The sequence below is a fragment of the Sphingobacterium sp. UBA6645 genome (genome assembly GCF_002455685.1).
In the GTDB taxonomy this organism is placed as follows: Bacteria; Bacteroidota; Bacteroidia; order Sphingobacteriales; family Sphingobacteriaceae; genus Sphingobacterium; species Sphingobacterium hotanense.
Map to the genome: position 1 here is coordinate 1 of NZ_DKLH01000075.1, position 13,950 is coordinate 13,950.

Genomic DNA, 13,950 nt, shown 5'->3' on the forward strand with positions numbered 1-13,950 from the left:
ACCAAAGGTTCAAAACAAAATATCCTGATAATCCTCTTATCCTTTCCTGGTATTCAAAGACAATTTCTATTCTTCTTTAATCTAAAGGTTCAAAGAAAATCCACTTTAATAGCAATAGCATAGACGCCATAGGTCTAAATACTAACTACTAATCTAACCCCAATCAAACCCAATCGGGAGCGGTTCTGAAAGGGTTATACATTGGGTTTGAAAGGGTTTTGAAAGGGCTTTAAGTCGAAGCAGTCTTTTACGAAAAATGCCTGAGTACTAACCCAGGCTTTATTTATGAAGTTTATTGTTTTACTCTTGTATTGTCCATACTAATTTGGAGGTGTCATAACCATGCGCTTGAGCGTAGTTTAAATAGGCTTCTTTGCGTTCTTTCGACATGGTTTTATTGCGTGACAGGAACCAGATGTAATCTAAGTTGTCGCCGAATACTAAGGCGTCCTGATAGTTTTCGTCGAGTTTGACGATGTTGTAGCCGGCATAGAATGGGCCGAAGAAAGATACTTTGAGTGCGCCGCGATTTTCCTCATCTACAAATTTCGCCTTGCCGATGGATTGTTTATGTTTTCCGGTCGTGATATTGATTCCTTGGTTGTTGACCAATACGGAGCCGTCTTCATTTAAGGAATAATCGGCTGTGACATTTTTTAAATTCTTCTCCCAGCGGAAATCGAAGCGCGCGATTTCATACCAACGGCCTAAATATTTCTGTAGATCAAAAGGTTCTATAACGTCGACTTTTGACTTTACCGGGCGCAATAGATTGTATGCAACAGTTCCTAACGCGACCGCCGAAAGTGCTATTAATGATTTCTTTTTGTCCATAGTTAAATTTAAGAAGAAAACAATTAGGAGACACAAAAGTTTAAATAGATTGCTAGTTTTGCAGAAAATTAACGGCATTGTATTCAAGAGAAGAAGCAAAAAGAATTCGGGAGTCCTTCTGGACAAGCTTTGGTCAGTACATGACGCCAATTGCTGGTGCAGACGGTTTAAAGGTCAATTGGATAAACTATAAGACGGGCATAAAGCATCTTTATTTTCGTATGGACGCCGACAATAAGAAGGCGCATATAGCAATTGAAATGGCGCATCCGGATGCTGGTATCCGCGCTTTGCTATTTGAGCAGTTTCGTCAATATCAAGTGGTGTTGGAAGCAGAATTAGGTGAGGAATGGACCTGGGATGAGCATAGTTTTGATGATTATGGTAAGGAGACTGCGCGTGTTTTTATGGAACTCCCAAAAGTTAGTGTTTTTAGACAAGAGGATTGGCCGGCTTTGATCTCCTTTTTTAAACCACGGATTATTGCATTGGATAGCTTTTGGTCCGATGCGCAGTATGTATTTGAACTTTTTAAATAATTAGATAATGAAAACAGTAGCAAAGATCGTGTTGTTCTTTACCTTGTTGACTTCGAGCCAGCAATTGTTTGCTTGGGGGATGACGGGGCACCGTGTTATTTCTGAGATTGCAGAAAAACACCTTACGCGAAAAGCCAAACGTAATATTGAAGCATTGATCGGAAAGCAGAAGATCGCTTATTGGTCGAATTGGGCCGACTTTATCAAGTCCTCGCCAGATCCGTTATTAAATTCTACGGGCTCATGGCATTTCTTGAATACCGCCGGCAATCTGAGTTTCGAAGAGTTCAATACGGCATTACAGAACTCGCCGGAGCAAAACTTGTATAAGGCGTATGCAAAAGTTAGAGCGCAGGTCAACGATAAAAATCTAAGTATTGCGCAAAGACGTGAGGCTCTATATTATGTGATTCACTTGTTGGGCGATGCACATCAACCTATGCATGTCAGTCGCGCGGAGGACTTAGGGGGCAATAAAATCAATGTTGCTTTCTTTGGTCGTCAAGGTAATATCCACCGTGTGTGGGATAGCGATTTGGTAGATAACGAGAAGTATTCATTTATGGAATATGCTGCGGTGCTGGATTACGATAAATCCTTTTTTAAGAGATATACGGATTCGAGTTTCGAGCAATGGTTATATGAGTCGCATCAGCTTGCGAACGTGATTTACGATGACGTCGCGAAGCAAAACAAATTGTCTTACGATTATATATTCCGTTTCAAATATCCTATGGAAGAATGCTTATTAAAGGCAGGATTGCGCTTAGCTAAGGAGCTCAATGATATTTTTGGTTAGACGCTAGTTTAACCTTGTTTGGAAGAGGCTATCCCGTTAAGGGTAGCCTTTTTTTGTGCTATATTTTTTGGCAGAAAGTGGCGAATAGAGGTCCGTTGAGCATGATTTAGGTTAATAAATTTCTTAATTATAAAATTAGTGTAAAATATTTTTTAATAATTAATTTATAGTTTTTAAATTTGAGTAACCGATTAAATCAAATATGGTTTTTGTAAACCATATCGAAAGGAAACCACTTAAAACTGAAATATTTATGGATATGACGCTCTGTAAGCCGAGGTATGCTCGACGAGAGGTCGGGCGAGCCCACGAACGCTTCTTTCTGAATTTATCAATGATTTTATTTTTGTTTTGTCTATGTAGTGTCGATGTCTGGGCACAGGATCGGGTTCAGCTATTCGGGGTTGTCCGAGATGCGGAATCCAAGCAGCCCATTCCTAAAGCTACGGTTACAGTGTTGGATTCGAGGTTTGTGATGGAAACAAACGAATTAGGAGAGTATGCCTTCGAATGCATTAATCAAGATAAGATAGAGATTACATTTTCCTGCGTCGGCTATGCGCCACTGGTTTATTCGCTGCGACAACTTAAGCGCAGAAACGACATACAATTGAAGAAGCAGGTACGAAGAATTGAAGAAGCGATAGTTCGACACCGCAATCCAAAAAATGTTTTGCTGGATATTGAACAGAGGCGGCACCTCAATTTGGGACAGATGCTCGAAGGAACAGTCCCGGGACTGATATTTCGACCTTCGACGACGACAGAACAGGAAGTTATTTTTTCCACGCCAACACTAAATATCAGTGGGAGTATGAATCTGCGCGAAATGTATGATCAGATGAAAAGGACCATGCCGGAAGCTATGGTGCTGTATCCTACATTTCAGGATTTTCAGCGTGATTTTGATCAGAAACGGAGTACGCTGATGCGAGCCGCAGGATCGAACATCATTAATCAAACGAAGCTGTCCTCGATGGGGTTAGTTCCTGAGTTTCGCGGTGGCTCTGCCTTACCTGGCGATACGAAGGGTATGCTTGTACTGGTCGATGGTTTTCCTGAAGCGGAGTTTCCGCTCAACATGCCGATGGCGAACATTGAAAGTGTGGAGGTTATTCGCGATCCCGAGGAAGGCATAAAATATGGCCCTGAAGGGGTAAACGGTGTTGTCCTGATTAAAACTATGAGGGGATCTGTTGGCAAGCCTTTGGAAATACATTATACACAGAATTTCTTCATCTCTGATCTGGAAGATATAAGCAATAAGGCGCTGGAGCGGATCTCGTCGAGAGACTTGCTGGACTTATATCAAGACCGCTTCGATTTGGATATTACGCCTATGACAAACCTTCATTTACCGTACATAGGTGTCAATCCTGCTTATCTTTTACTGAATCACCATCGCCACGATAAGATTAGTGCCTCGGAATTCGAGCATCGCTGGGATTCGCTTGGTAATCTTGATAATCAGCAACAGATCCGACAAACGCAGCAACGTGTGGGTATGCAGAACTATAACCTTCGCTTGGCAGGGCGCAAGGATGAGGTTCGATATAATCTAAGTTTAATGTATAGTGATAATAAGAGTTCTTCGCCGGGCGACTACATGCGGAACTTTGATCTAAACTCGAACAACACCTTCTCTTTCTTCAAAAATAAAATCGAGGGTAATCTCTATGTGCGCTATCGTAGAGGCGAAAATAAGACTGTTCCACGCATAAGTATGTCGCTGGAGCCCTATCAGATGCTGTTTGATGAGCAAGGAAACTATGTGTATGACTATAACGATACCTATCGTTATGATTTGAATCAGCAATTTATGTCGCTTGGTGCTTTTGACGTTGGCCGGAATCATGTTGAGGATCAGCGTCTGAATTACAGTCTAGGTAGGAACCGTATGCTATCAGCCTCGGGGAAAGTTCAGGTGAATTTTAATCCTTCCCTCAGTTGGATCAATACGATGCTCTATCAACGGACCAATAATCGGACGGAGCAATTTACGCACGAGCATTCTACGGATGCGCGGAGGCATTTTAACATGTATTCTATACCGATCAAAGACAAAGGGATTAATTATTGGGCGCCTGTTGGAAACTATAATCAACGTGGCGGAAGCTTAGAAACAACGATGGACTTTCGTTCAGGTTTTGATTTTAGCAAGACCGTTTCGGATATACATCAATTTAAAGCTGGGTTGAGTGGTTGGGTTTCGATGTCGGATGCTAAAATGAACCCTGTGGAGATCTTTTATGGTGTGGATGCACGCGGGCGAGGAGGGGATACGATTTGGATGGAACCCACCGCGGCGAGGAACATTTACGGAGAACCCGTGGAGACAGGGTCGCTGATTAATATTCCGCAACCGCAAAATCAGCGGAACAGGAATCTGCGCATCGGCGGTAACTTCGGATATTCTTACCGGGAGACCTTTCAAACGAAATTCACGTACAACGGTGTTTATATTCCTAATTATGGCGTAAAGCCTAACTACGCTATGTTTCATGATGCCAGCTTGCTAGTCGATTGGGACTTACACCAGCGATTTATCCCGGAAAATCGTATCATCAATGAGCTTCTGATAGGTACAAAAATCGGAGGGCTGCGGTCGCCAAGGCTACCGGCACAGCATCAAGCCAGTAGAAATATGGAAACCAATTGGGACTATTATTCCATCTCCTTGACCAATTATTTCGATCCTAATATGAGCAACATCAACTTAAATTATGCAAAGACCTCCTTGTACCTGGGCTTGTTTAATGATTTGATGAAGTTTCAGGCAAGTGCTTACATCAATAATCAGGATAGGACGCTATGGTCCGGTGATTTCAATTATAACATAAAACAGCATTTGTTGACAAAGTTGGATTTCCTGAGCACTTTGTCGTTAGTGTATAGCCTACAGAATTTTGATCAGTATCAATCGCTATTGATTCAGTTTGAATTGAATCAGCTGAACAGGCATAGTGTTGTCCAGCCTAACTTTCTGGTGATGGAATTTTTACCTCCAGCGATATTAAATCATGAGCCTTCGATACAACTGGGTTTTTTAAGCGATCGTTTTTTGGTAGATATTCGCAAATACGATCGATTGACGACGGGGATTATGGTTGATATGTACAATCTGCCGGATTTTGCGACAGGTCTGCAATCACGTTATGTTAAAAATACGATCCGTACGAAAGGTTTAGAATTTGCTTCAACGCTGAAGTTATTTGAGCGGAGCAGATTCCGTTGGAATGTCAATGTGTTGGCATCCTTCAATGATATTGTCAATGTAGAGGTTCCGGAGCAAGAATATATTGCTAACTATGCTTATCTCGTTACGCCTCGAAATAACTATTCACAGAACGCCCTGTGGAGCTATCGCTGGGGTGGATGAATGAGGAAGGCGAGCCAACGATCCTCAATGATAAAGGAACTCGCTTGGATGCGGCGGAGGAATCAGCATTGGTCTTCAGCGGGGTGACGATTGCGCCAAATACAGGCTCGGTTAATCAATTTATCGATGTAGGAGATTTCTTTTTCCAGACGCGGATCAATTGGCAGTCGGGTGGAGTCATGCGAAAGTATATCCCGGCGCCATCCTCTTCCATCGATCATCATTCGGACTTGGTTTACCGATGGAGAAAACCGGGGGATGAGAGCCTCACAGATATACCGAAGCTCGCGAATTACAATGTCGGCCGAGAGCTTATTACACAGAATTCGACGAATTCTATTCTATCATCTGATTTTATTCGGTTGGAAGAGATCCAGGTTGGTTATCATTTTCCAAGGCATATCACGGCGCCGATGCGGATGAGCAGGTTGTCAGTGTCTGTCCAGATGAATAATATCTGGTTCTGGGCAAGAAATCCATATGGCTATGATCCCCGCTCCGTTGCGAACAATGGTATCCTGTCACCGCAGATGCCGAGACAATATTCTTTTTCAATTAACGCTAGTTTCTGATGAAAACATTACAATATAATATCCTTATATATGCCTTTGTAGGGTGCTTTCTGAGTTCCTGTTCTAAGTTTTTGGATGTAAACCCAAATACCGGCGAACAGATATCAGTTCGGAATTTCGTAGACTTCGAGGAAGTGTTGAACAGTCGCGATTTTGCATCGCACAACATGATCATTGCGGAGTTCCTTACCGATAATATCTATTTCCACCCGGATTCCGTTGCTCGTATGCCATCAGATTATTCCCTTCGGAATGCTTATCTGTGGAATGAGTCTATCTGGAATAATAATGATACGGATGAATTGTATAGGGCCTTATACAAGAATATCGCACAGGCTAATTTGGTTATTAATTATTTAGACTTCGCTCTGGATGGTACCGCGGAAGGGAAGCGCAGGCTGATTGCCAAAGCAAAGATCCACCGCGCATACGCTAATTTTATGTTGGTGAATTTATATGGGCCGCAGTTCAATGCTGCTAGCGCAGAAAGCGATTTGGCTGTGCCATTGATCACGATCTTAGATGCGAATCAATTGCCTCCCCGCGCGACCGTAAAACAGCTCTATGACTTGATTGAGCGAGATCTGCAGGATGCGATGGCGACTGCAGAGCTGCCCGACAAAGGAAAGGATGTGCTACATCCTGGGAAAGTTTGTGCATATGCACTGTCAGCGAAAGTGCATCTTCAGAAAGGAGCGTATGAGCAGGCTTTGGACTATGCCAATAAAGCACTTGCGATCAATTCGTTCTTAATAGATTATAACCCTTTTTTGATGGAATATGAATCTTATGTGTTCTTGCTGTTCCAGATGGAAGGATATCAGGAAGTTATTTTTGCCAAGGCAGGGCAAGAACTTAACTTTTTCCAAACAACCGGATTAAATATTTACATGCCAGAGGATTTGCTCTCGATTTATACAGAGAACGATCTACGTCTGTTTGCCCACTATGGACAAAATTACGACACTTGGGAATACATCTATCCGATTGTCGCTGCTCCGGATGGCTCTTCAAGTGCAGTGCGCTTTAATAATGCGATCACTGTTCCTGAAATGTTGCTGATTGCTGCCGAATGCAACGCAAGAGATGGAAAGGTCGAAGAGGCTATGGCTTTGATCAATAAACTACGCTTTAAGCGAATGTTAGAGGATACTCATGAAGATTTGGAGGCCGCCAGCCCCGAAGAGGCTTTGAAGCATGTGTTGGATGAACGACGTAGAGAATTGAGCTTCAAAGGGGGGATACGCTTGATGGATATTAAGCGCCTTGCCAATGATCCTGTAAATAGGACTGTACTGAATCGCTACGATGGAGAGGGGAATATCACGAAGTCCCTAGAGCCGGATTCACGACGATTGATTATCCCGCTGACTCCACGCGCTTTAATATTTAATCCGAATCTTAGAGACTGAAATATGACGAAGTACCATACCTCGAATCGGTAATCAAAAAAACTTAACCTCAAAAGGCTATTTTATCTTAATTGATTTAATAGCCTTTCTGTATCCGGGAAGTATTGATTAATCAATGTCAATTCATCATCCTCATGGAGTAGGGGAAGTATGGCTGAGAATACGAAATAATCGATGGTGCGTAAGGATAGATCTTTTATTTGCTTATTGAAAGTGATATTAGCTGTTTCAGCATTTGTTTTGTAGGGGCTGGCTTTGAGTATTCGAAAGTTGATGTCGTTAGAAAGGACATTCAACTGTTCTTCCCAGTGGCTTATCCGCTGTAAAACATATTGTTGAAAGAGCTGCTCTCTCAAGTTTTCCGCAAACTTCTCTTGTTGGATATCCGTATTGGCTTTGGCGCTACAATAAACTAGGTCCGCTTTGATATAAGGTTGAAACTCCTCATTCCGGATAATCTTAACAGGATATTTTTTACCGAAGAGGTCGATCCTAAAAAATTCTAGCATTGACTCCGGAGCTACTTGGAAGGCACTGCTTTGCTGAAACTGACGGATGTAGGTGGCTACTTCGTCTAAGCTATTTTGCGCATGTGCATAAACCGTTGGGATATCTTCCTGCAGGTTAGCAATTCGTATTTCTCGCTTTTCAGTGGTCAGTAAATTATAATCCTTTTCGTCGACTTTTATTAGCATAGACTTGCAAAATAACGTATTTCCTTTCTAAAAAAGAGTGATATACAGAATATAAAGGAATAGTTACTTTAAGATTATTTCAATAATAAGTATGTTTGCACTTACATTAAACACCTTTTTAGAACAAATGGTTATTATGAAAAAATATGTATTGATTGCTGCATTGATGACTGGATCAGCTTTGGGCTTCGCTCAAGAGAATCATGCTATCAATGTGTCCTACATGGACAAAAACGTACGTCCGCAGGACGACTTCTATAACTACGTCAATGGGAACTGGATGAAAACGGTCGAGATTCCATCTGATAAAGCACGTTGGGGATCGTTCGATGCCTTAGCGGAGAACACCGACGAGAACAGCTTAAAGCTTTTAAAAGCTTCTTTAGATCAGAAGTTTGATAAAGGTTCTGACGGACAAAAGATCGCAGATCTTTACCGTTCTTTTGTTGATTTCGATACGCGTAATAAACTTGGATTGAAGCCTATTCAAAAACAGTTGAAAGATATCGACGGTATCAAGAACCTTAAAGACTTATACAGCTATTTCCTTAAATATGCGGAAATCGGTGGCAACCCATTCTTTGGTGGCTATGTGTATGCGCATATGAAAAACAGCAATATGAATGCTGTTTATTTAGGCGGCGGAGGATTAGGTCTTGGTCGTAGCTACTACCAAAAAGTGGATGAGAAGAATACAGAGACTTTAGGTAATTACCAAAACTACATCAACACGCTTTACAGCAAAGTTGATCAAAAGACTAGAGATCTTAAAGGTCCTAAGATTGTTGAATTTGAAAAATTGATTGCTTCCAAATTGAAAACTGTGGAAGAGTCAAGAGATGCTCAAAAGCGCTACAACCCTGTTGCTGTAAATGATTTAGGTAAGATGGTGAAGAATATGGATGTTGCGAAATACATTCGTAGCGTTGGATTCACTGCAGATACAGTAATCATTGGCGAGTTGAAATATTATCAAGAGTTAGATCAAATCGTTAATCAAGAAAACCTTCCTGTAATCAAAGAATACTTGAAGTTCCATGTGATGGACGATGCAACAGGTTATTTGACGAAAGAACTTGATGATTTGTCATTTGAGTTCTATGGCAAGAAATTGAGAGGTCAAAAGGAGCAACGCGCATTAGACAAACGTGGTTTAGCATTTGTTAACAGCAATGTAGGTGAGCTTTTGGGTAAATTATACGTAGAAGAGCACTTCCCAGCTGAAGCGAAGCAAACATGTGAGGAGATGGTGCAATACCTGATCAAATCTTTCAACCAACACATTAAAGACTTAGCATGGATGTCTCCAGCTACAAAAGAAAAAGCATTAGAAAAACTTTCTAAGTTTAACGTGAAAATCGGTTATCCTGATAAATGGAAAGACTATTCTAATTTAGCAATCGGCACTAGCTTGATCGAGAATGTTCATAATATGAACCGTTGGTCGTTCAAAGAGAACTTAGCGAAACAAGGAAAGCCTGTTGATAAATCAGAATGGGGAATGTATCCTCAAATGGTAAATGCATATTACAGTCCGTTATTCAACGAGATTGTATTCCCTGCAGCTATCCTTCAGCCTCCTTTCTATGATTATAAAGCAGATCCTGCTGTTAACTTCGGTGGTATTGGTGCAGTAATTGGTCATGAGCTTTCCCATGGTTTTGATGATTCAGGTTCTCAATACGACGGAAATGGTAACTTAAATAACTGGTGGACAGACGAAGATCGTGAGAAGTTCGAAAAAGCTGCAGATGCATTAGTTGCTCAATTCGAGTCTTATGAGCCGGTACCTGGAGTATTCGTTAATGGACGTTTCACTTTAGGCGAGAACATTGGTGACTTAGGCGGTTCTTCTGTTGCATTCGATGCATTGCAAATGTACTTGAAAGACAAAGGAAACCCAGGATTAATCGATGGATATACGCAAGAGCAACGTTTCTTCTTATCATGGGCGACTATTTGGCGTTCTAAAACAACAGATGAGTACGTTGTTAACCAAGTGAAAACAGATCCACACTCGCCAGCACAATACCGTGCGGTTGGTCCGATCATTAACTTAGATGCTTTCCACGAGGCATTCCAAACAAAAGAAGGTGATAAACTATATGTTCCAAAAGACAAACGAATTGTTATTTGGTAATCGATATAGTGGGTACATAAAGAAAGGGCTGTCATTACCGACAGCCCTTTTTCTATTATTTTCGAGGAGTGGGTGGACTTAAACAGTCGTATCCTCGGTTGCTGCATCAGGAGCATTTTCCTGAACAGACTTAATTCCATTCGCACGGCCAGACTCGCTGGCATACATTTCACTTGATCCGATAATCTGTCCATTACCTGCTTTCAGGTTGAAGTAGAACTTTCCATTCTTTGCAGTTAACTTTTCAAATTTAGCGCTATCAGCAGCATTTTTCTTCACGGATGAGATACCATTTTCGCAAGCTGCTTTGGTGGTATAACCTTCGCTAGTCAAGATAACCTGTCCATTAGATGCTTTTAGGTTAAATTGAAATTCTCCGTTTTTTCGGGTAGACATGACAAACTTTCCCATAGTTTTAATATTTTAAATTGATATACTAATCTAATAAATTTCGATTAGTATATCGTGTTTTAATAAAAACTTATGCTTTCAAACTACCATCGTAATAATACCAAATACCATTGAGCTGCTTAAAGTTAGATTTTTCATGATGTACATGAAGTTCCCCTGTTAGGTCGATGTAGTATGCTTTAAACTCAACTGTAGAAGTTGTGCTCTTAATAATCTCGAGCTCTTGCCAATTGTTTTCCTTTGCCCAGCTCTCAATCTCCGACTTTTTTTGAAACCTTCGCGTTTGTGGATGAAAGCTGTCATAAAGAAAGTCGATCAATCCGAAGGTAAAGGCAGAATATCTTGATCGCATCAACTGCTCTGCAGTTTCTGCGAGTTTCTGATCTTGATGGATTCGATTGCAACAATTTTGATAGGAACGTGTAGATCCGCAAGGACAAAGTTGTATCATAAGCTTTTTACGAGTAAATTAGGAAGATAACCACTTATAACGATCAATCTCCGTTTGCGAATATAGTTATCATCACTTTGTCAAAGAAGAGATGATATGAAGAATGTTACAAACTATTCCACAAGAAACATCGTTATAGTAGCAAAACAGCAAACCTGAAATGACAACAATCAAAAACGAACTAATTGGGACCTGGACCCTATTATCATATATTGAAATACCAACAAACGGCGCAGATAGTACATTTCCAATGGGTAAATCACCTGTAGGTACCATAATGTATGGTGCTGATGGACATATGTCAGTGCAAATCTCCAATCCTGCACGTTTAAAGTTTAGTTCTAATGATCGCTATGTAGCAAGCGAAGAAGAGGCGGAAGCCAACGTAAAAGGCTTTATAGCCTTCTCGGGCTCTTATCATATTGATAACCGCAATGCTATTCTGAAATATCATATCAGCAATTCCTCGTTCCCTAATTGGGAAGGCGGAATACAAGAGCGGAAGATCGACTTCGAAGGAGATATCTTATATCTCAAATCTGTAGAACCTATCCTTTCCGGCGGATTTTATGTAAACAGTTACATGACATGGCGCAGGATCGAGAAAGAAGAGCTCATCTCCAGACGCGAACGCTTCTTGGAAATCGCTGCTAGCAAGCATAATTCAGCGTCTTTAGAGGACGTAGACTAGTAGTGTCGGGTAGGTGCAATTTTTCTGTAGAAGGCTTCTGACTTTTTTTCAAAAAAGCGTACCTTTGTGCCATCAATTCAAGCTATGAGTGACGCTATAAAACACGAGTGCGGAATAGCACTTATTCGATTGTTAAAACCCCTGTCTTATTATCAAGAAAAATACGGTACGCCTTACTATGGGATCAACAAGTTGTACCTGCTTATGGAAAAGCAGCACAACCGTGGTCAGGATGGCGCTGGTATTGCGACAATTAAGTTTGACGTAAAGCCAGGCAACCGCTATATCTCTCGTTATAGAGCGATGGGTTCATCAGCAGTCGCGGAAATCTTTGAATACGTTCAAAAGAAATTTGCCGCAGTACAGAAAGCATTTCCTGAAGAAGCTAAGGATACCCAATGGCTTAAGGAAAATGTGAGTTTCACCGGAGAGGTGCTCCTAGGACACCTTCGCTATGGAACACATGGTAAAAATAGTATTGAAAGCTGCCACCCTTTCTTGCGCCAGAACAACTGGATGTCAAGAAACTTAGTGGTTGCCGGAAACTTCAATATGACCAACGTAGATGAGCTATTGCAGCAATTATACGATCTTGGTCAGCACCCTAAAGAACAAGCAGATACTGTAACGGTATTAGAAAAAATTGGTCACTTCCTAGACGAAGAGAACCAAAAGCTATTCGATTCTTTCAAGAAGGAAGGCTATTCTAACATCGAAATCTCTGCTCAAATCGCGAAGAATATCGATGTCGCTAAAATCTTAACCCGCTCTGCGAAGACTTGGGATGGTGGTTATACCATCGCAGGTATCTTCGGGCATGGCGATGCTTTCGTCATGCGCGACCCAGCAGGTATTCGTCCGGCATTCTATTATCAGGATGATGAGGTTCTTGTAGTCGCATCAGAACGTCCTGTTATCCAGACCGCATTTAACATTCCATTAGACGCAGTTAAAGAAATTAAGCCTGGACATGCGCTAATCGCGAAAAAAGACGGTACAGTTTCCGAAGAGATGTTTAGAGAGCCGGTAGAGCAGATGTCATGTTCTTTCGAGCGTATCTATTTCTCTCGTGGATCGGATGCCGATATCTACAAAGAACGTAAATCACTTGGTCGCTTATTGTGCCCTCAAGTACTGAAGAGCATTGACGGTGATATCAAGAATACAGTATTTTCTTTTATCCCTAATACGGCAGAAGTTTCGTACTACGGTATGATGGAAGGTATCAGTGAGCATGTAAGAAAAGTGCAGAAAGATGCCTTACTGAACCGTGCTGATAAAATTACTGACGAAGAGTTGGAAGAAGTGTTGAGCATGTCTCCACGCTTTGAAAAACTGAACGTTAAAGATGCGAAGCTGCGTACGTTTATTACACAGGATGCTGATCGCCAGGATATGGTTCAGCATGTTTATGATACAACCTATGGTATTGTTCGCGATCATGAGGACACCATCGTTGCTATCGATGACTCCATTGTACGTGGAACCACGCTTAAGCAAAGTATCTTAACCATCTTAGATCGCTTGCATCCGAAGAAGATCGTGATCGTATCATCAGCTCCACAGATTCGCTACCCGGATTGTTATGGTATCGATATGTCAAGAATGGGCGAGTTCGTCGCTTTCGAAGCTGCCATTGCTTTATTACGCAAGAAAGGCTTAGCGCATATTATCGATGAAGTTTATCAGAAATGTGTTGCTTCGGTAACTATGCCTAAGGATCAGGTAGAAAACTATGTTAAGGCGATTTATGAGCCGTTTACTGACGAGGAAATATCGCAAGAGATTGCTCGCATCGTAAAACCGCATAGCTTAAAAGCGGAGTTGGAAGTAATCTTCCAAACTTTAGACAACTTACATGTTGCTTGTCCGAACCATAAAGGAGATTGGTACTTCTCTGGAAATTACCCAACACCAGGAGGAAACAAGGTTGTGAACCGTGCTTTCATGAACTGGATGGAAGGAAAGAATGTAAGAGCTTACTTTAGTAGCTAACGAAATATTGTTTACAAAAAAAGAGCTGTACG

The 13,950-nt window shown here is 41.4% G+C and carries 12 protein-coding genes; 8 read left to right on the plus strand and 4 right to left on the minus strand.

Annotation, left to right across the window (positions count from 1 at the left end; translation table 11 throughout):
- Positions 1 to 300: 300 nt before the first annotated feature.
- Positions 301 to 834, minus strand: a complete 534-nt coding sequence (locus B2400_RS13610) for a lipocalin family protein (RefSeq protein WP_293934243.1) — start codon at positions 832 to 834, stop codon at positions 301 to 303.
- 77 nt (positions 835 to 911) lie between these two features.
- On the opposite strand from B2400_RS13610, the gene B2400_RS13615 reads away from it, so the two are divergent.
- The 5 genes from B2400_RS13615 to B2400_RS13635 all read left to right on the plus strand — a co-directional run bounded on the left by B2400_RS13615 (position 912) and on the right by B2400_RS13635 (position 7,535).
- Entirely contained in the window at positions 912 to 1,373 is a 462-nt protein-coding gene (locus tag B2400_RS13615) for a DUF4268 domain-containing protein (RefSeq protein WP_293934244.1), read from the plus strand.
- A gap of 7 nt (positions 1,374 to 1,380) precedes the next feature.
- Positions 1,381 to 2,172, plus strand: a complete 792-nt coding sequence (locus B2400_RS13620; RefSeq protein ID WP_293934247.1) for a S1/P1 nuclease — start codon at positions 1,381 to 1,383, stop codon at positions 2,170 to 2,172.
- A gap of 334 nt (positions 2,173 to 2,506) precedes the next feature.
- Positions 2,507 to 5,551 (plus strand): carboxypeptidase-like regulatory domain-containing protein, encoded by a 3,045-nt coding sequence (locus B2400_RS13625; RefSeq protein ID WP_293934249.1) that lies wholly within the window; start codon positions 2,507 to 2,509, stop codon positions 5,549 to 5,551.
- Complete coding sequence (locus B2400_RS13630) at positions 5,527 to 6,123, plus strand: hypothetical protein (protein WP_293934250.1); 597 nt, start codon at positions 5,527 to 5,529, stop codon at positions 6,121 to 6,123. Before B2400_RS13625 ends, B2400_RS13630 begins: the two co-directional genes overlap by 25 nt.
- Entirely contained in the window at positions 6,123 to 7,535 is a 1,413-nt protein-coding gene (locus tag B2400_RS13635) for a RagB/SusD family nutrient uptake outer membrane protein (protein WP_293934252.1), read from the plus strand. Before B2400_RS13630 ends, B2400_RS13635 begins: the two co-directional genes overlap by 1 nt.
- 62 nt (positions 7,536 to 7,597) lie before the next feature.
- On the opposite strand, the gene B2400_RS13640 is transcribed toward B2400_RS13635, so the two are convergent.
- Complete coding sequence (locus B2400_RS13640; RefSeq protein ID WP_293934255.1) at positions 7,598 to 8,230, minus strand: YgjP-like metallopeptidase domain-containing protein; 633 nt, start codon at positions 8,228 to 8,230, stop codon at positions 7,598 to 7,600.
- A 136-nt stretch (positions 8,231 to 8,366) separates the two neighbouring features.
- On the opposite strand from B2400_RS13640, the gene B2400_RS13645 reads away from it, so the two are divergent.
- The gene (locus B2400_RS13645) at positions 8,367 to 10,370 is read left to right on the plus strand and encodes a M13 family metallopeptidase (protein ID WP_293934258.1); all 2,004 of its coding nucleotides are present in this window, start codon (positions 8,367 to 8,369) and stop codon (positions 10,368 to 10,370) included.
- Positions 10,371 to 10,448: 78 nt separating this feature from the next.
- Here the strand turns inward: B2400_RS13645 and B2400_RS13650 are convergent, their stop codons facing one another.
- Positions 10,449 to 10,781 (minus strand): YegP family protein, encoded by a 333-nt coding sequence (locus B2400_RS13650; protein ID WP_149526645.1) that lies wholly within the window; start codon positions 10,779 to 10,781, stop codon positions 10,449 to 10,451.
- A 70-nt stretch (positions 10,782 to 10,851) separates the two neighbouring features.
- Positions 10,852 to 11,232, minus strand: coding sequence for a YchJ family protein (locus B2400_RS13655; protein ID WP_293934263.1), 381 nt, complete (start codon positions 11,230 to 11,232; stop codon positions 10,852 to 10,854).
- A gap of 160 nt (positions 11,233 to 11,392) precedes the next feature.
- Here B2400_RS13655 and B2400_RS13660 point away from each other — a divergent pair, with 160 nt between their 5' ends.
- Positions 11,393 to 11,923: a lipocalin-like domain-containing protein gene (locus B2400_RS13660; RefSeq protein ID WP_149526643.1), complete on the plus strand. Its 531-nt coding sequence runs from the start codon at positions 11,393 to 11,395 to the stop codon at positions 11,921 to 11,923.
- A gap of 84 nt (positions 11,924 to 12,007) precedes the next feature.
- Positions 12,008 to 13,918: an amidophosphoribosyltransferase gene (locus B2400_RS13665; RefSeq protein ID WP_260040736.1), complete on the plus strand. Its 1,911-nt coding sequence runs from the start codon at positions 12,008 to 12,010 to the stop codon at positions 13,916 to 13,918.
- The last annotated feature ends 32 nt before the right edge of the window (positions 13,919 to 13,950 follow it).

Bases quoted from the DNA above. Each gene is read 5' to 3' on its own strand.
- B2400_RS13650 (WP_149526645.1), bottom strand. From the start codon at position 10,781: ATGGGAAAGTTTGTCATGTCTACCCGAAAAAACGGAGAATTTCAATTT.
- B2400_RS13660 (WP_149526643.1), top strand. From the start codon at position 11,393: ATGACAACAATCAAAAACGAACTAATTGGGACCTGGACCCTATTATCA.
- B2400_RS13655 (WP_293934263.1), bottom strand. From the start codon at position 11,232: ATGATACAACTTTGTCCTTGCGGATCTACACGTTCCTATCAAAATTGT.
- B2400_RS13665 (WP_260040736.1), top strand. From the start codon at position 12,008: ATGAGTGACGCTATAAAACACGAGTGCGGAATAGCACTTATTCGATTG.
- B2400_RS13620 (WP_293934247.1), top strand. From the start codon at position 1,381: ATGAAAACAGTAGCAAAGATCGTGTTGTTCTTTACCTTGTTGACTTCG.
- B2400_RS13610 (WP_293934243.1), bottom strand. From the start codon at position 834: ATGGACAAAAAGAAATCATTAATAGCACTTTCGGCGGTCGCGTTAGGA.
- B2400_RS13640 (WP_293934255.1), bottom strand. From the start codon at position 8,230: ATGCTAATAAAAGTCGACGAAAAGGATTATAATTTACTGACCACTGAA.
- B2400_RS13625 (WP_293934249.1), top strand. From the start codon at position 2,507: ATGATTTTATTTTTGTTTTGTCTATGTAGTGTCGATGTCTGGGCACAG.
- B2400_RS13635 (WP_293934252.1), top strand. From the start codon at position 6,123: ATGAAAACATTACAATATAATATCCTTATATATGCCTTTGTAGGGTGC.
- B2400_RS13645 (WP_293934258.1), top strand. From the start codon at position 8,367: ATGAAAAAATATGTATTGATTGCTGCATTGATGACTGGATCAGCTTTG.